We start from the raw sequence: 15,797 nt of genomic DNA on the forward strand, positions 1-15,797 counted from the left end.
CGACGGCGCTACTCGGGGAATGCGTTGCCAGTCGCACTTTCGCGGTGCCAGAAGCCCGGCCGACCGTAAGCTGTTTGTCTGTGAGCATTCCGAACGTGCTGGCCAACCGGTACGCCAGCGCCGAGATGATCGCGATCTGGTCGCCGGAGGCCAAGATTGTCGCCGAGCGGCGACTGTGGCTGGCCGTTTTGAAGGCGCAAGCCGAACTGGGCGTGCCCGTGCCCGACGAAGCAGTGGCGGACTACGAGCGAGTACTCGATGACGTCGACCTGGACTCGATCGCTGCCCGGGAACGGCTGCTGCGCCACGACGTCAAGGCCCGCATCGAGGAATACAACGCACTGGCCGGCCATGAGCATGTGCACAAGGGCATGACCAGTCGTGACCTCACCGAGAACGTGGAGCAGTTGCAGATCCGCCGATCGATGGAACTGGTCTTCTCCCACTCGGTGGCGGTGGTGGCGCGGCTTGCCGAGCGTGCGGTGTCCTACCGCGATCTGGTGATGGCCGGTCGTAGCCACAACGTCGCCGCCCAGGCGACGACGTTGGGCAAGCGGTTCGCTTCTACGGCCCAAGAGACGCTGATTGCGATGACGAGGCTGCGGGAACTCATCGACCGCTATCCGCTGCGCGGCATCAAGGGCCCGATGGGCACCGCCCAGGACATGCTCGACCTGTTGGGTGGTGATGCCGCAAAGCTGACATCGCTCGAGCAGCGAGTCGCCGAATTCCTGGGATTCTCAACGGTTCTGGCGAGCGTCGGCCAGGTGTATCCACGTTCGCTGGACCATGACGTGCTCTCCGCGCTGGTGCAGGTGGGCGCGGGCCCGTCCTCGCTGGCGCACACCATCCGGCTGATGGCCGGCCACGAGCTGGTCACCGAGGGCTTCGCACCGGGCCAGGTCGGATCGTCGGCGATGCCACACAAGATGAACACCCGCAGCTGTGAACGTGTCAACGGGCTGCAGGTGGTATTGCGCGGCTATGCCTCGATGGCGGCCGAGTTGGCCGGCGCACAGTGGAACGAGGGCGACGTCTTCTGCTCGGTGGTGCGCCGGGTTGCGTTGCCGGACAGCTTCTTTGCCATCGACGGTCAAATCGAGACATTCCTGACTGTGCTCGACGAGTTCGGCGCGTACCCGGCGGTGATCCAGCGCGAGCTCGACCGCTATCTGCCGTTCCTGGCCACCACCAAGGTGTTGATGGCGGCGGTGCGCGCGGGTATGGGTCGTGAGTCCGCCCATCACGTGATACGCGAACATGCGGTGGCGACCGCACTGGCCATGCGTGAGCAAGGCGCCGAGCCCGACTTAATCAACAGGCTGGCCGCCGATCCGCGGCTGCCGCTGGGTCGGGATGCGCTGGACGCGGCGCTGGCCGACAAAAACGCATTCACCGGTGCCGCGGCGGAGCAGGTCGACGAGGTGGTCGCAATGGTGGATACCTTGGTGGGCCGCTATCCGGAGGCCGCCAAATACACGCCGGGCGCGATCCTGTGACGCTCGCCGGCGCTCTTTCGCGGATCGACTTCACCGATCTGGACAACTTCGCCAACGGATTTCCGCACGAGTTGTTCGCCGTGCATCGACGCGAGGCTCCGGTGTACTGGCACGAGCCGACCGACAATACCCCAGATGCCGAGGGGTTCTGGTCCGTCGCAACCTACCCGGAAACGCTTGCAGTGCTGAAGGATCCGGTGACGTACTCGTCGGTTTCCGGCGGGTCGCGGCCTTTTGGCGGCACGCTGCTGCAAGACCTGGCCATTGCGGGCCAGGTGCTCAACATGATGGACGACCCGCGGCATGCGCAGATTCGGCGCCTGGTCAGCTCCGGGCTGACGCCGCGGATGATCCGTCGCGTCGAGGACGATCTGCGGGCCCGCACCCGACGGCTGCTGGACGCCGTGGTGCTGGGCGAACCGTTCGACTTCGTGGTGGAGATCGCCGCTGAGCTGCCGATGCAGATGATCTGCATTCTGTTGGGAGTGCCGGAATCCGAACGGCATTGGCTATTCGAGGCTATCGAGCCGCAGTTCGACTTCGGCGGCTCGCGCAAAGCGTCCCTGTCACAGTTGTCGGTCGAAGAGGCCGGGTCGCGGATGTACTCCTACGGTCAGGAGCTGATCGCCTCGAAGCGTGCGCAGCCCACCGACGACATGCTGTCGGTGGTCGCCAATGCGATGCTCGACGACGCCGACTCGGCGGCGCTGTCCGATATCGAGGTGTATCTGTTCTTCAGCCTGCTGTTCAGCGCCGGCGCGGAGACGACGCGCAACGCTGTCGCCGGCGGACTGCTGGCGCTGGCCGAGCATCCGTCGCAATTACAGGCGCTGCGTGCTGATTTCGAGTTGTTGCCGACGGCGATCGAAGAGATTGTTCGCTGGACGTCGCCGTCGCCGTCGAAGCGGCGGACGGCCACCCGCGACGTGACGCTTGGTGGACAGTCCATCGAAGCGGGGCAGAAGGTTCAGATCTGGGAGGGTTCGGCCAACCGCGACGCCGACGTGTTCGACCACGCCGATCAGTTGGATGTCACCCGAAAGCCCAACCCGCACCTGGGATTTGGCCAGGGCGTGCACTACTGCCTGGGCGCCAACCTGGCCCGGCTGGAGTTGCGGGTGCTCTACGAGGAGACGTTGTCGCGGTTCGATTCGGTCCGTGTCGTCGCGCCCGTCGAATGGACACGCAGCAACCGGCACACCGGTATTCGGCACCTGGTCGTGGAATTGCAGTGAGCAGCCGGCTCGCCGACGTCGAGCCGTCACCCGATGTGTTCGCCGCGGTGATGGCGACCGGAATCGTCTCGATAGCCGCGCGCAACCACCACTATCGGGTGATCAGTGACGCGTTGGGCGTCCTGGCCACGCTTGGCCTCGTAATGCTCGTCGTCCTGGTGGTCGTCGTCGCAGTTGCCAAGCGCTCCCTCTGGGACCTCAAGGATCCCGATGTGACGCTGCGCTTGTTCACCTTTGTTGCGGCGTGCGCGGTGCTGGACAGCCGGCTGGCGTCCCATCGTGCGGTGTTAGAGGTCCTCGGCGTAGTGGCGGTATCCGCGTGGGTGGTGTTGAGTGTGCTCACGGTGCGCAATATGTCGGCACGTTCATGGGCGGCGCTGCGCGACGGTTCCCACGGTGCGTGGGAGCTGGGCAGCGTTGGCACTTCCGGACTTTCGATCGTGGCGGCCACCGTCGCCCGCCATGTGCACTGGTGGCTGTGGGTGGCAGTGCCCGTCTGGGTGGCGGCGTTGTGCATCTACGGGCTGATGACGTGGCTGATCCTGTGGCGGGCCGTCAGCGAGCGACAGGATCTAGACGGATTTGAGCCCGACACGTGGATCCTGATGGGCGGTTTGGCGATTGGCACGTTGGCCGGTGACATCATCCACGGCCTGGCTCCCGGCTGGCTGGCCCCTACCGTCCGTATCGTGACCGTGGTGACCTGGGTGGCAGCCACGCTGTGGATACCACCATTGATCTACTTCGGCCTGCACCGCATCAGCCGGCGGCCCGAGATGCTGCACTTCGCCGGCGTGTGGTGGGCCTTCGTGTTCCCGTTGGGCATGTATTCGGCGGCCAGCTACGCCATGTCGGCCGAGATCAATCAGCGCTCGTTGGGGACTGTTTCGCTGGTCTTCTTCTGGGATGCGTTGGCGGCGTGGGCGATTGTTGTAATTGCGGGGCTGCTGCGCGTGCTGGGGCGCGTCGCGGGTAAGCGCTAGACGCCCAACACAATCCGCTTGGCCGACCCGGGAAAGTGGGCGCCGCTAGGTCACTTTCGGCGTTGCCGATTCATCGAGCTGGCCGCAAAGGCGGCGGTGTGATATCGCCCGCGATATCGAATTAGAGAATGCAACATGCCCCGCTTCTCGGGGAACGCGAGTGACCGGTGTGACGCAATTGCCGAGTGAAGGGCCCCGGACCCATCAGGGCATGCGGATCCTGATCCCGGCCGCCTTCAGTTCAAGCGCCGCCAGCCCACGTATGACGACGGGATCCTCGCGGCGCCATCCGCCGATCGGATCCTCGCTGACCCCGGCCAGCTTGCCCGGTGCCCGGTTCGCCAACGCCCGCAACGCCAGCAGTTGCTGCCCGGCCGCGGTGGCGGCCAACGCGGTCACCGCCAACTTGCGCCGGAAGAACCGCACCCTCAGGTACAACCACGGCATGGTCACCGCGAGGATGGGAGTCGCCGCGACCGCCAGCGCCAGCACCACCGCCAGCCAGCTCGCCGTGGTGTCCAAGTCGTGCCCGGCGCTTGCGATGTCGAGGGCGGCCTGGCTGGCCGCGGTGAGCGGCTTGCTCATCGCATCACCGACCAGCGGAATGTGCTGGGTGCCATGGCCTGCCGACGCCAGGTTGCCGGCAATTCCCTTCGAGCCGCTCTCGACCTGCCGGCCGGCGACGGCGATGGTGGAGATCGCGCTGTGTACGGCCAGGCCGACGAACACCCATACCGTCGTCCACAACGAGACGGTGATATCGCTCATCAGTTGGACGAACAGCCGCAGGGGTCTGGTGGAATAGGGCAGCAAGAACCTCATAGCACTTGATACCAGCAACTCTGCGTCCAGGCTGCCGGATAGGCTGGCCCGATGCGCCCCGCATTGTCCGACTACCAGCATCTGGCCAGCGGCAAGGTCCGTGAGCTGTACCGGGTCGATGACGAGCATCTGCTCCTGGTCGCCTCCGACCGGATTTCGGCGTACGACTATGTCCTGGACAGCACCATCCCGGACAAGGGCCGCATCCTGACCGCGATGAGCGTGTTCTTCTTCGGCCTCGTCGACGCCCCCAACCACCTGGCCGGACCGCCCGACGACCCGCGAATACCTGACGAGGTGCTGGGCCGCGCGCTGGTGGTTCGACGGCTGGAGATGTTCCCCGTGGAATGCGTGGCTCGCGGCTATCTGACCGGCTCGGGGTTGCTGGACTATCAGGCGACCGGGAAGGTATGTGGCGTCGCATTGCCCCCGGGATTGGTTGAGGCCAGCAAGTTCGAAACGCCGTTGTTCACCCCTGCAACCAAAGCCGCCCTGGGAAACCACGATGAGAACATCTCGTTCGCCCAGGTAATCGAGATGGTCGGCGCGGTCCACGCCAATCAATTGCGCGACCGCACATTACAGATTTACGTGCAGGCCGCCGATCACGCCCTGAAAAAGGGAATCATCATCGCCGACACCAAGTTCGAATTCGGTGTCGACCCGGCCGGCAACGTGCTGCTGGCCGACGAGATCTTCACGCCGGACTCGTCACGGTACTGGCCGGCCGAAGATTACCGGCCCGGCGTCGTGCAGACCAGCTTCGACAAACAGTTCGTCCGCAACTGGCTCACCAGCTCCGCATCAGGGTGGGACCGCAACGGCACGCAGCCACCACCCCCGCTCCCCGATGACATCATCGATGCCACCCGCGACCGCTACATCAATGCCTACGAACGGATCTCCGGCTTGAGCTTCGACGACTGGATCGGCCCGCACGCATGACAGAAGGACTCGAGCCGCCCGTCGCCAAACGGGTCGACACCAGGCGTGAGCATCACGGTGACGTCTTCGTCGACCCCTACGAATGGCTGCGCGACAAGTCGGACCCGGAAGTCATCGCCTACCTGGCGGCCGAGAACGCGTATGCGGACCAGACGACGGCTCATCTCGAGTCGTTGCGGCAAACCATCTTCGACGAAATCAAGGCACGTACCAAGGAGACCGACCTTTCGGTGCCCGTTCGGCAAGGCGACTGGTGGTATTACGGTCGCACCTTCGAGGGAAAGCAGTATCGCGTCCAGTGTCGTTGTCCGGTGACAGATTCCAATGATTGGAGTCCGCCGGTGCTGGACGAGGAAACCGAGATCCCGGGCGAGCAGATCCTGCTGGACTCGAACGTCGAGGCCGAAGGCCATGAATTCTTCGCGCTTGGCGCCTGCCTGGTCAGCTTGGACGGCAACCTGCTGGCATACTCCGTCGACGTCGTCGGCGACGAGCGATACACGATGCGGTTCAAGGATTTACGAACCGGAGACATCTTCCCCGACGAGATTGCCCCGGTCGGTGCCGGGGTGACCTGGGCTGCCGACAATCGCACCGTGTACTACACGACCCTGGATGAGGCCCGCCGTCCGGACAAAGTGTGGCGCTACCGACTCGGCTCCGGTGCGCCATCGGAGCAGGTTTACCACGAAGCCGATGAACGCTTTTGGGTTGGGGTGGGCCTCACCCGAAGCGAGGCGTACGTCATCATCGCCTCGGGATCGGCGATCACCTCCGAGATCCGGTACGCAGACGCGGACGATGCCGCCGCGGAGTTCACCGTGGTGCTGCCACGGCGCGACGACGTCGAGTACTCGCTGGAGCACGCCGTCATCGGCGGCGAAGACCGCTTCTTGATTCTGCACAACGACGGGGCGGTTAACTTCACGCTCGTCGAAGCCCCGGTCAGCGATCCGGCTCGACAGCGCATCCTGATTCCGCACCGCGACGACGTGCGCCTCGACTATGTGGACGCCTTCGCCCGTCACCTGGTGATCAGCTATCGCCGTGAGGCTTTGCCCCGCATCCAGCTGTGGCCGATCGCGTCAGACGGAAACTACCTAGAACCAGAAGAGATTTCGTTCGACTCCGAGCTGACAGCGTCGGGCCTGGGTGCCAATCCGAATTGGGACTCGCCCAAACTGCGGATCCGGGCGGGGTCGTTCATCATCCCGCCCCGAATCTATGACCTGGACCTGGAAACCGGGGAGCGCACGTTGCTACGCGAACAACCGGTTCTCGGTGACTACCGGCCCTCGGACTATATCGAGCGGCGCGACTGGGCGCACGCCGACGACGGCGCGCGAATCCCGGTGTCGATCGTGCACCGCGTCGATACCGAATTCCCGGCGCCGGCATTGCTTTACGGATACGGCGCGTACGAAATCTGCACAGACCCCAGCTTTTCCATCGCCCGATTGTCACTGCTGGATCGCGGCATGGTCTTCGTCGTTGCACATGTCCGCGGCGGCGGTGAGATGGGCCGGCTGTGGTACGAGCACGGCAAGCTGCTGGAGAAGAAGAACACCTTCACCGACTTCATCGCGGTGGCAAGGCATCTGGTGGACTCGGGGCTGACCAGGCCGGAGCAACTGGTGGCCCTGGGTGGCAGCGCCGGCGGTCTGCTGGTGGGTGCGGTAGCCAACATGGCCCCGGAGCTGTTCGCCGGAATCCTCGCGCAGGTGCCCTTTGTCGACCCGCTAACCACCATCCTGGATCCGTCCTTGCCATTGACGGTCACCGAGTGGGACGAATGGGGAAACCCGTTGAGCGACAGCGATGTCTACGGCTACATGAAGTCCTATTCGCCCTATGAGAACGTCGAGGCCAAACACTACCCGGCGATCCTGGCCATGACGTCGTTGAACGACACCAGGGTCTACTACGTGGAGCCGGCGAAATGGGTTGCGGCGCTTCGTCACGCCAAGACGGGCGGAAATCCGGTGCTGCTCAAGACTCAGATGGCGGCGGGCCACGGCGGCGTCAGTGGCCGCTACCGGGCCTGGAAGGAAACGGCGTACCAGTACGCCTGGCTGCTATCCGCGGCTGACGGCGACCGCTACGCGTGAGGGCGTGCGCTATTCTCCGGCAGGCATCTTCGGCAGCAGCGCCGCCGGCATGATGGTGCACAGCACCAAGACCACGGCGACGACGAATACCGTTGTGTACGCCTGCGAAAGGTCGTGCAGCAGGTTGGCCGCAAAGCCGGGAGCAAGTGTTTGGCGCGGTATCGCCGACTGCTCAACCGGCACCCCGCTGGTGGCGGCCTGCTGCTGTAGCGCCGCGAGTTTTCGGGCCGCGGTGATGTTTTCGCTTCGATTGAACTGATTGGTCAGGATCATCGACATCAGTGCGGTCCCCATCGAGCCGCCCACCTGCTGGCTAACGCTGATCAGAGTGGTGCCCCGGGCGATCTGATGCGGTGCCAGTGACTGCACCGACGCCACCGAGAGGGGCATCATGGTGCAGCCCATGCCCAGGCCCATGATCGCCAGGCCCACCAGCAGGGTGGGTACGTAGTGCGCCTGCCTGGCGACGCCGAAGGCGAAGGTGCCCAGACCTGCGGTGATCAGCGCGATACCGACCAGCACGATCTTGCCCGGTCCTTGCCTGTCGACCACTGGCCCGGTCAGCCGCATGGTCAACATGGCTCCCAGTCCCTGGGGGATCATGTGCATGCCCGCCTGCATCGGCGTCTGGTGCAGCACTTGCTGGAAGTAGCTCGGCAGCACCAGGCAGGCGCCGAAGAAGGCGACGGCAAAAACCACCATCGTCACATTGGCGTTGGTCAGCACCCGGTTGCTGAACAGTCGCAGATCTATCAGCGGGTGGTCGGCGCGGCGCCGCGCGTGCACGACAAACGCCGCGACCAGCGCCAAACCGACGGCCGCCGGTATCAGCACGTGACGATCCGCCACGGTCCCGCGCCCCGGAATCGACGACACGGCGAACAGGAACGTCGCCAGGCCGGGGGAGAGCAACAGCACGCCGACGACGTCGAAGGTCTCCGAGCGCGCCGGGTGGTCCTTGGGGAAGATGATGGCTGCCAGGGCGACCGTGGCGAGCCCGAAAGGCAGGTTGATCAGGAAGATCCAGCGCCAGCTGGAGGTGTCGATGAGCCAGCCGCCCAGGATCGGCCCGCCGATCGGGGCGAGCAGCATGGGAATGCTCAGGATCGACATCAGGCGACCCAGCCGACGCGGTCCGGCCTCGCGGGTCAGGATCATGAATCCCAGCGGCAGCAAGCTGCCCCCACCTACGCCCTGTACCACTCGAAAAAGGATGAGCTGCGGGATGTTTGCCGCCACCGCGCACAGTAACGAGCCCAGCGTGAAGGCGAGCACCGAGCCCATGAAGAGCCGTTTGGTGCCGAACCGGTCGGCTGCCCAGCCGGTTATCGGGATGACGGTTGCCAAGGCGAGCGTGTAGCCGGTCATCGTCCAGCCGACGACGGCCTGGGTCGAGCCGAACTGGTCGATGAACGTGCGTTGAGCGACGCTGACGACCGTGACATCCAGGATCGCCATCACCGTGGCCAGAATGCATACCCCGGAGATCCGTAGCAGCCTGGCATCCAGTTTGTCGGGATAGACCTGGTCACCCGCGCCTGACTGCAGGGTGGGGGTGGCGGGCGGCGGGACAGCCGCCGCGGTGGGATGGGCCTTCTCCATGGCGTTGGTTAGCATATCGAACCGATTAGCCTGGCCGGGCGCCGTGGGCGTGGTGAGCAGACGCAAAATCCCCTATTTGGATGCCGAAACAGGGGATTTTGCGTCTGCTCGCGCCCTCGAGCCGCGATCGGATATATGCCTGCCGTCTGCATGTACTTCACCGTCCCGACATGTGGGATCGGCAAACTGCAGATGTGTCCGGAAAACTGATCGTCTCGGTCTCGGGGATAGGGGATCGCACCCTGGCCGACGTCGAGGCGTTTTGCGCACAGATGGATGCCCGCTCGGTGCCGGTGTCGTTGCTGGTGGCTCCTCGCCTGTCGGGCGACTACCGGCTAAGCGACGACCCGCTCACCGTCGAATGGCTGACGACCCGGCGCGCGGGCGGCGACGCCATCGTCCTGCACGGCTACGACGACGCGGCCACCAAGAAGCGGCGCGGCGAGTTCGCTCTGCTGCCTGCGCACGAGGCCAACTTGCGCCTGATGGCCGCTGACCGGGTGCTCGAGCACCTCGGACTGCGCACCCGGCTGTTCGCGGCCCCGGGCTGGGTGGTATCACCGGGCGTCGTCAAGGCATTGCCCCGCAACGGTTTTCGGCTGCTCGCCGATCTGCACGGGATCACTGATCTGGTGCGGAACACCACCGCACGCGCCCGCGTCCTGGGCATCGGAGAAGGGTTCCTGACGGAGCCGTGGTGGTGCCGGATGGTGGTGCTGTCTGCTGAGCGAATCGCCCGCCGCGGTGGGATCGTTCGAGTCGCCGTCGCCGCCCGTCACCTGCGCAAGCCCGGTCCGCTGCAGGCGATGCTGGATGCCGTCGACCTCGCCTGCATGCACGGCTGCACTCCGACGGTCTATCAGTGGCGGGCCGATAAGGCGATTCTCGACGCTGCCTGAGCGCTGCTAGTCCAAGGGGTCGCTACCCTGTAGCGACATGGGCGATTCTTCGGCCGGGCCCGCGGGGTTCGGCGCTGACGTCATCGTCGTCGGAGCCGGCCTAGCGGGCCTGGTGGCTGCGTGCGAATTAATCGACAGCGGTTTGCGGGTGCTGATCGTCGATCAGGAGAACAGCGCCAATCTCGGAGGGCAGGCCTTCTGGTCTTTCGGCGGCCTGTTCTTCGTCGACAGCCCCGAGCAACGGCGTCTCGGCATTAGAGACAGCCACGAACTCGCCTTGCAGGACTGGCTGGGGACGGCAGGATTTGACCGGCCCGAGGACCATTGGCCGCGGCAATGGGCGCACGCTTACGTCGATTTCGCGGCCGGAGAGAAGCGCCGTTGGCTGCATGACCGCGGGCTGAAGATCTTCCCCCTCGTGGGCTGGGCCGAACGTGGCGGCTACGGCGCTCAAGGACACGGCAACTCGGTGCCGCGGTTCCACATCACGTGGGGTACCGGGCCCGCATTGGTCGACATCTTCGCTCGTCGGCTCGCGGACCGCTCGACAGTGCGCTTCGCGCACCGACATCAGGTCGACGAGTTGATCGTCGAACGCGGCGTGGTGACGGGTGTTCGCGGCACCGTGCTGGAACCATCGGCTGAGCCGCGGGGGGTGGCGTCGTCACGAAAAGCTGTGGGCCAGTTCGAATTCCGGGCATCAGCGGTTATCGTGACCAGCGGCGGCATAGGAGGCAATCATGATCTGGTGCGCAAGAACTGGCCCAAGCGAATGGGCCGCGTGCCCGAACAGCTGCTCTGCGGAGTTCCGGCCCACGTAGACGGCCGGATGATCGAGATCTCCCAGCGGGCCGGGGCACGGGTGATCAATCCCGACCGGATGTGGCATTACACAGAAGGCATCACCAACTACGACCCGGTGTGGCCGGACCACGGCATCCGAATCATTCCCGGACCGTCCTCGCTGTGGCTGGACGGCGCCGGCAAGCGGTTGCCGGTTCCGTTGTACCCCGGGTTCGACACCCTGGGGACTTTGGAGTACATCACCAGGTCCGGTTACGACTACACCTGGTTCTTGTTGAACGCCAAGATCATTGAGAAGGAATTCGCACTTTCGGGTCAAGAGCAGAATCCGGACCTGACCGGGCAGAGCATCGTTCGGTTGGTGCGGTCCCGGGCCGGGGGCGGCCCGCCCGGGCCGGTGCAGGCATTCGTCGACCGGGGGGTGGACTTTGTCAGCGCAAACTCGTTGCGCGAGTTGGTGACCGGGATGAACAAACTGCCTGACGTGGTGCCGCTGGACTACGCGACGGTGAAAGCCGAGGTCACCGCCCGCGATCGCGAGGTGGCCAATCGGTTCACCAAGGACGGTCAGATCACCGCGATCCGGGCGGCTCGCGGTTATCTGGGTGACCGGTACACCCGCGTGGTGGCCCCGCACCGATTGACCGACCCGAAGGCCGGCCCGTTGATCGCGGTCAAGCTGCACATCCTTACCCGAAAGACGTTGGGCGGCATCGAAACCGACTTGGACTCACGCGTGCTCAAGGCCGACGGCACTGCAATTGGCGGCTTGTACGCGGCCGGCGAGGCCGCCGGGTTCGGAGGCGGCGGCGTGCACGGGTACCGCGCCTTGGAGGGGACGTTTTTGGGTGGGTGCATCTTCTCCGGCCGGGCCGCCGGCCGCGGCGCCGCGGCCGACATCAGGGGGTGAGCAGACGCAAAATCCCCTAGACACGCCGTGTCAGAGGGGATCTTGCGTCTGCTCGCGGTCAGAAGGTGACCGCGTCCTCCTCGGGGAGGACTTGGAAGTCGGTGGAGGTCATCTCGGCGAGTCGGCCGTAGTAAATGCCGCGCGCGTCAGGAGCGATGATCCCCTGGTGAATGGGCACCGCTCGGGCCGGTGCCACCGCACGCAGATACTCGACGGCCTCGGCGATCTTCATCCACGGCGCCGCCGCCGGAGTGGCCAGGACGTCGACGGGCTCATCGGGCACGAACAGCGCGTCACCGGGATGCATCAGCCGGACGGGATGCTCGCCGTCGCCGACAAGGTACGAGATGTTGTCTATCACTGGGATTTCCGGATGGATCACGGCGTGCCGTCCGCCGACGGCCCGGATGGTCAACTCCCCGACCGGCAGTGTGTCGCCCACGCGTACCGCCTGGCACGGCGCGCCGAGTTGCTCAGCGGTCTGCGGGTCGGCGTACAGCGCGACACCGGGGTTGCCCTCGAGCAGCGCAGGCAGTCGCGTGACGTCGATATGGTCGGGGTGCTGATGGGTGATCACGATCGCGGACAGGCCGGTTATGCCCTCGAAGCCGTGCGCGAACGTGCCGGGGTCGAAGAGCAAGCTGGTGTCGCCGAACTCGGCAAGCAGACAGGAGTGGCCGAAGTGCGTCAGTTGCATACCTATAGATTGTGCCCTCATCGGACGCCGCGGCGCCGGTCGCCGGTAGAGTTGGCGCGGACCTTCTGCCCGGTAGCTAACGCGGCGCCTCGCTGGGCGGAGCAATCCGAGCTTGAGGAGGAGTGCCCGTGGCCCGGGTGGTCGTGCATGTGATGCCCAAGGCGGAGATTCTCGACCCGCAGGGCCAGGCCATCGTCGGTGCGCTGGGGCGGCTGGGGCATGCCGGTATCTCAGATGTGCGTCAGGGCAAGAGATTCGAGTTAGAGGTCGATGACGCGGTCGACGACGCCGAGCTGGCCGAAATTGCCGAATCACTGCTGGCGAACACGGTGATCGAGGACTGGACGATAAGCAGGGAAGCGCAGTGACGGTCCGGATCGGCGTGATCACGTTCCCCGGCAGCCTCGACGACGTGGATGCCGTGCGCGCGGCGGAGCACGTTGGAGCCGAGGCGGTAAATCTTTGGCATGCCGACGCCGACCTCAAGGGTGTCGACGCCGTGGTGGTGCCCGGTGGGTTTTCCTACGGCGATTACCTTCGAGCCGGCGCGATCGCCAGATTCGCGCCGGTGATGGGCGAGGTGGTGGCCGTCGCCGGCCGCGGTATGCCGGTGTTGGGCATTTGCAACGGCTTTCAGGTGCTGTGCGAGGCCGGGCTGTTGCCGGGCGCCTTGACTCGCAACGCCGGTCTGCACTTCGTCTGCCGCGACGTGTGGCTGCGGGTGACATCGACTTCGACGGCGTGGACATCGCGTTTCGAGCCGGACGCCGACCTGCTGGTGCCGCTGAAGTCAGGCGAAGGACGATACGTGGCGCCGAAAAATGTCCTCGAGGAATTGGAAGCTGAGGGCCGAGTGGTGTTCCGCTATCACGAGAATGTCAACGGCTCGCTGCACGATATCGCCGGCATCAGCTCGGCCAACGGCCGCGTCGTCGGGCTGATGCCGCATCCCGAGCACGCCATCGAGGCATTGACCGGCCCGTCCGACGACGGATTGGGCCTGTTCTATTCAGCCCTGGACGCCGTTTTGGCGGCTTGAGGCGGACCGCCCGCGCCGATCAACTGGTAAACCCCAGCGGCACTGCGTAATTCGGCGAATGCGGACCGCAGAGCATCGGTAGCCTCATGTGGGTCGTTGAAGGTTTTATCGTCGGTGAGCACGGCGACGCCGAGCTGGTCGACGTAGCTCCACACGGTGATGTTGACGGGCGCCCCGGGCGAGAGCACACCGGTCGAGTAGATCTCGCTGACCGGTGCGCCCGCGACGTGGCCGCGTTCACGCGGTCCCATGACGCTGGACACTGCCACATTCATGATCTTGTTCGGTGCGTCGCGACGGCCGAGCCAGCGAAACGCGGCCGGCGCGATCGCGGGCGGCAGATAAGCCATCATCCGCCCGTAGAGGGTGGGACCGAGGACCTCGTGGTCCTCCTTGGCCGTCCGGGTCGCCAACGCGACCAGCCTGGCCCGCTGTGCCGGGTCGCCGACGTGGACCGGCAGCGACACGGACAATCCGCTGATCTCGTTGCCGGTGACGCGGTCCGACTTGTCGGTTGCCGTCGGCACCGAGGCGATGATCGGCCGGTCGGCCTTGCCGTCGTAGGCCAACAAGAGCTTGCGCAGTCCGCCGGCCGCTACCGTCAGGATGGCGTCGTTGAGCGTGATGCCCAGCGCCTTGGCGGTCGCTTTGACCTCGGCCAGCGGCAGCGTCGTGGTGGCGAACCGGCGCTGCGGCGACACCACATGGTTGAGGAACGTTGGGGGCGCGTCGAACGAGGCGGCCAGATCGGGGTGCTCGCCGCGTTGCCTGGCCCGGCGGCGTACCCGCGTCATACCCACCACGGCGTCTCGCACCAACCGGGGCAGTTCGACCAGCTGGCGGGCGTGGTCGCGGCCGGCGGCGCGCACCAATTCGGCCGCAGACTCGGCATGGTCGGCTTCGCGCCCGTCGCCGACGCCGCTTCCGTCGGTCAGGTCCATCGCGCGTTCCAGCAAGTTCACCGATGCGACGCCGTCGGCCAGCGCGTGGTGCACCTTGCCGATCACCGCGAACCGATTCTCGGCCAGGCCCTCGGCGAAATGAAACTCCCACAGTGGACGGCTGCGGTCCAGCGGGGTGGAGGCCACCTGCCCGACGACCTCGTCCAGCTCCCGGCGACCGCCCGGCGCCGGCACCTGCACGCGCCTAAGGTGGTAGTCCAGGTCGACCTTGCAGTCTGGTCGCCACACCGGGTGGTGCAGCCGCCACGGGGTGTTGACGAGCTGGTAGCGGAACGGTTCCAGCAGGTGCAGCCGGCTGCGCAGATGCTCGCGAAACGCCTCGAAGCCGAACTCGGGGGATTCCGCAGCGTCGATGACCACCACCTTCAACGTGTGCGTGTGCAGGTTGGGCGTCTCGCTGTAGATCAGCATGGCGTCCATGCCGTTGAGCCGTTTCATGTCAGCCCAGGAACGGGAAGCGGCGTTGACTGGCCAGCCGGTCGAGGGCGCGCTGCATCACTGAGCGCACGTAAGCGTCGACTTCGTCGATGTCGGGGTCGTCGCCGAACAACGTGGTGACGTCGATCGGTTCGAGTATCTCGGTGACGATCTTGGCGGGCAGCGGGAAATTCGCCGGCAGGATCGGCGTCAAGCCGAACGGAAAGCCGAAGCTTAACGGCAAAACGTTCAGCCGGATCTTGGTCAGGCCCAGCCGACGGGCCAGCGCGGTGCCACGAGTCAAGAACAGCTGGGTTTCCTGCCCACCGATCGACACCATCGGCACGATCGGCACACCGGCTTCGATGGCGGTGTTGACATAGCCGGTGTGGCCGTTGAAGTCGACCTTATTGGCGCTCACTGTGGGCCGGAAGGAGTCGTACTCGCCGCCCGGGAACACCAGCACCAGCGCGTCCGAATTCAATGCGGCCGCCGCGTTTTCGCGCGTCGCGTCGACGACCCCCAGCCGTAGCAGATATCTGCGCAGCGGGCCGGTGAGCTTCAGCAGCCCGTAGTGCGCCAGCACGTAGACGGGGCGGTGATACCCGAATTTGTCGTAGAGCGGCGGCACGAAGATAAACCCATCGGGTGTGGTCATTCCGCCCGAGTGGTTGGAGACCAGCAACGCGCCACCGACTGGTGGCACGTTTTCGACGTTTCGGACCTCGGCGCGAAACCAGCGCTTGATTACTGAGCCGGCCGTGTTCGCGACTTGCCTGACGAACGTCGGATCCCATTTGGCGATCTCGTGGTTGTCGGGCGGGTCACCGCTCATCGTCTTCTCCGGGTTGTCTTGGTGCCTGTGCGCAGGTGAT

14 protein-coding genes are annotated in these 15,797 nt (G+C 65.4%); 9 read left to right on the forward strand and 5 right to left on the reverse strand.

Going from position 1 to position 15,797, the window contains the following annotated elements; all coding sequences use genetic code 11:
• The first annotated feature begins 80 nt into the window (after window positions 1-80).
• From purB to A9W99_RS11295, 3 genes are read left to right on the forward strand one after another with little or no spacing between them, the layout of a single operon-like run.
• Window positions 81-1,499 (forward strand): adenylosuccinate lyase, encoded by a 1,419-nt coding sequence (gene purB / locus A9W99_RS11285; RefSeq protein WP_067377047.1) that lies wholly within the window; start codon window positions 81-83, stop codon window positions 1,497-1,499.
• Window positions 1,496-2,734 carry a cytochrome P450 gene (locus A9W99_RS11290; protein ID WP_067377050.1) on the forward strand — a complete coding sequence of 413 codons (1,239 nt, stop codon included), beginning with the start codon at window positions 1,496-1,498 and terminating at the stop codon, window positions 2,732-2,734. The genes purB and A9W99_RS11290 overlap by 4 nt, the downstream gene beginning before the upstream one ends.
• Window positions 2,731-3,717 (forward strand): tellurite resistance/C4-dicarboxylate transporter family protein, encoded by a 987-nt coding sequence (locus tag A9W99_RS11295; protein ID WP_067377053.1) that lies wholly within the window; start codon window positions 2,731-2,733, stop codon window positions 3,715-3,717. The genes A9W99_RS11290 and A9W99_RS11295 overlap by 4 nt, the downstream gene beginning before the upstream one ends.
• Window positions 3,718-3,921: 204 nt before the next feature.
• On the opposite strand, the gene A9W99_RS11300 is transcribed toward A9W99_RS11295, so the two are convergent.
• Window positions 3,922-4,539, reverse strand: coding sequence for a hypothetical protein (locus tag A9W99_RS11300; RefSeq protein WP_067377056.1), 618 nt, complete (start codon window positions 4,537-4,539; stop codon window positions 3,922-3,924).
• A gap of 51 nt (window positions 4,540-4,590) precedes the next feature.
• Between A9W99_RS11300 and A9W99_RS11305 the strand changes: the two genes are divergently transcribed.
• Both A9W99_RS11305 and A9W99_RS11310 read left to right on the forward strand, forming a co-directional pair.
• Window positions 4,591-5,484, forward strand: a complete 894-nt coding sequence (locus A9W99_RS11305; RefSeq protein ID WP_067377059.1) for a phosphoribosylaminoimidazolesuccinocarboxamide synthase — start codon at window positions 4,591-4,593, stop codon at window positions 5,482-5,484.
• Window positions 5,481-7,592, forward strand: a complete 2,112-nt coding sequence (locus A9W99_RS11310; RefSeq protein WP_067377061.1) for a S9 family peptidase — start codon at window positions 5,481-5,483, stop codon at window positions 7,590-7,592. The genes A9W99_RS11305 and A9W99_RS11310 overlap by 4 nt, the downstream gene beginning before the upstream one ends.
• 9 nt (window positions 7,593-7,601) lie before the next feature.
• Here the strand turns inward: A9W99_RS11310 and A9W99_RS11315 are convergent, their stop codons facing one another.
• Window positions 7,602-9,209, reverse strand: a complete 1,608-nt coding sequence (locus tag A9W99_RS11315) for a DHA2 family efflux MFS transporter permease subunit (protein WP_067377064.1) — start codon at window positions 9,207-9,209, stop codon at window positions 7,602-7,604.
• A gap of 179 nt (window positions 9,210-9,388) precedes the next feature.
• Between A9W99_RS11315 and A9W99_RS11320 the strand changes: the two genes are divergently transcribed.
• The gene (locus A9W99_RS11320; RefSeq protein ID WP_067377068.1) at window positions 9,389-10,093 is read left to right on the forward strand and encodes a DUF2334 domain-containing protein; all 705 of its coding nucleotides are present in this window, start codon (window positions 9,389-9,391) and stop codon (window positions 10,091-10,093) included.
• Window positions 10,094-10,130: 37 nt separating this feature from the next.
• Entirely contained in the window at window positions 10,131-11,807 is a 1,677-nt protein-coding gene (locus tag A9W99_RS11325) for an FAD-binding dehydrogenase (RefSeq protein ID WP_067377071.1), read from the forward strand.
• A 58-nt stretch (window positions 11,808-11,865) separates the two neighbouring features.
• Here the strand turns inward: A9W99_RS11325 and A9W99_RS11330 are convergent, their stop codons facing one another.
• Window positions 11,866-12,504: an MBL fold metallo-hydrolase gene (locus A9W99_RS11330; protein ID WP_067377074.1), complete on the reverse strand. Its 639-nt coding sequence runs from the start codon at window positions 12,502-12,504 to the stop codon at window positions 11,866-11,868.
• Window positions 12,505-12,632: 128 nt separating this feature from the next.
• Here A9W99_RS11330 and purS point away from each other — a divergent pair, with 128 nt between their 5' ends.
• Together purS and purQ are read left to right on the forward strand one after the other, a co-directional pair.
• On the forward strand, window positions 12,633-12,872 hold the full coding sequence (purS, locus tag A9W99_RS11335; protein ID WP_067377454.1) for a phosphoribosylformylglycinamidine synthase subunit PurS: 240 nt from the start codon (window positions 12,633-12,635) through the stop codon (window positions 12,870-12,872).
• Window positions 12,869-13,543, forward strand: a complete 675-nt coding sequence (gene purQ, locus A9W99_RS11340) for a phosphoribosylformylglycinamidine synthase subunit PurQ (protein ID WP_067377077.1) — start codon at window positions 12,869-12,871, stop codon at window positions 13,541-13,543. The genes purS and purQ overlap by 4 nt, the downstream gene beginning before the upstream one ends.
• Here purQ and A9W99_RS11345 read toward each other — a convergent pair.
• Both A9W99_RS11345 and A9W99_RS11350 read right to left on the reverse strand, forming a co-directional pair.
• Window positions 13,510-14,943, reverse strand: coding sequence for a wax ester/triacylglycerol synthase family O-acyltransferase (locus A9W99_RS11345; RefSeq protein ID WP_067377080.1), 1,434 nt, complete (start codon window positions 14,941-14,943; stop codon window positions 13,510-13,512). The two genes, purQ and A9W99_RS11345, sit on opposite strands and share 34 nt — an antisense overlap.
• 1 nt (window position 14,944) lies before the next feature.
• On the reverse strand, window positions 14,945-15,757 hold the full coding sequence (locus tag A9W99_RS11350; RefSeq protein ID WP_067377083.1) for a lysophospholipid acyltransferase family protein: 813 nt from the start codon (window positions 15,755-15,757) through the stop codon (window positions 14,945-14,947).
• Window positions 15,758-15,797: the final 40 nt, after the last annotated feature.

Origin of the sequence: Mycobacterium sp. 1164966.3, from assembly GCF_001665395.1 — a bacterium.
Classification (GTDB): Bacteria; Actinomycetota; Actinomycetes; order Mycobacteriales; family Mycobacteriaceae; genus Mycobacterium.

Excerpts from the sequence above, each read along its gene's own strand:
- A9W99_RS11305 (WP_067377059.1), top strand. The coding sequence starts at position 4,591 with ATGCGCCCCGCATTGTCCGACTACCAGCATCTGGCCAGCGGCAAGGTC.
- A9W99_RS11350 (WP_067377083.1), bottom strand. The coding sequence starts at position 15,757 with ATGAGCGGTGACCCGCCCGACAACCACGAGATCGCCAAATGGGATCCG.
- A9W99_RS11300 (WP_067377056.1), bottom strand. The coding sequence starts at position 4,539 with ATGAGGTTCTTGCTGCCCTATTCCACCAGACCCCTGCGGCTGTTCGTC.
- A9W99_RS11345 (WP_067377080.1), bottom strand. The coding sequence starts at position 14,943 with ATGAAACGGCTCAACGGCATGGACGCCATGCTGATCTACAGCGAGACG.
- A9W99_RS11330 (WP_067377074.1), bottom strand. The coding sequence starts at position 12,504 with ATGCAACTGACGCACTTCGGCCACTCCTGTCTGCTTGCCGAGTTCGGC.
- A9W99_RS11325 (WP_067377071.1), top strand. The coding sequence starts at position 10,131 with ATGGGCGATTCTTCGGCCGGGCCCGCGGGGTTCGGCGCTGACGTCATC.
- A9W99_RS11315 (WP_067377064.1), bottom strand. The coding sequence starts at position 9,209 with ATGCTAACCAACGCCATGGAGAAGGCCCATCCCACCGCGGCGGCTGTC.
- A9W99_RS11310 (WP_067377061.1), top strand. The coding sequence starts at position 5,481 with ATGACAGAAGGACTCGAGCCGCCCGTCGCCAAACGGGTCGACACCAGG.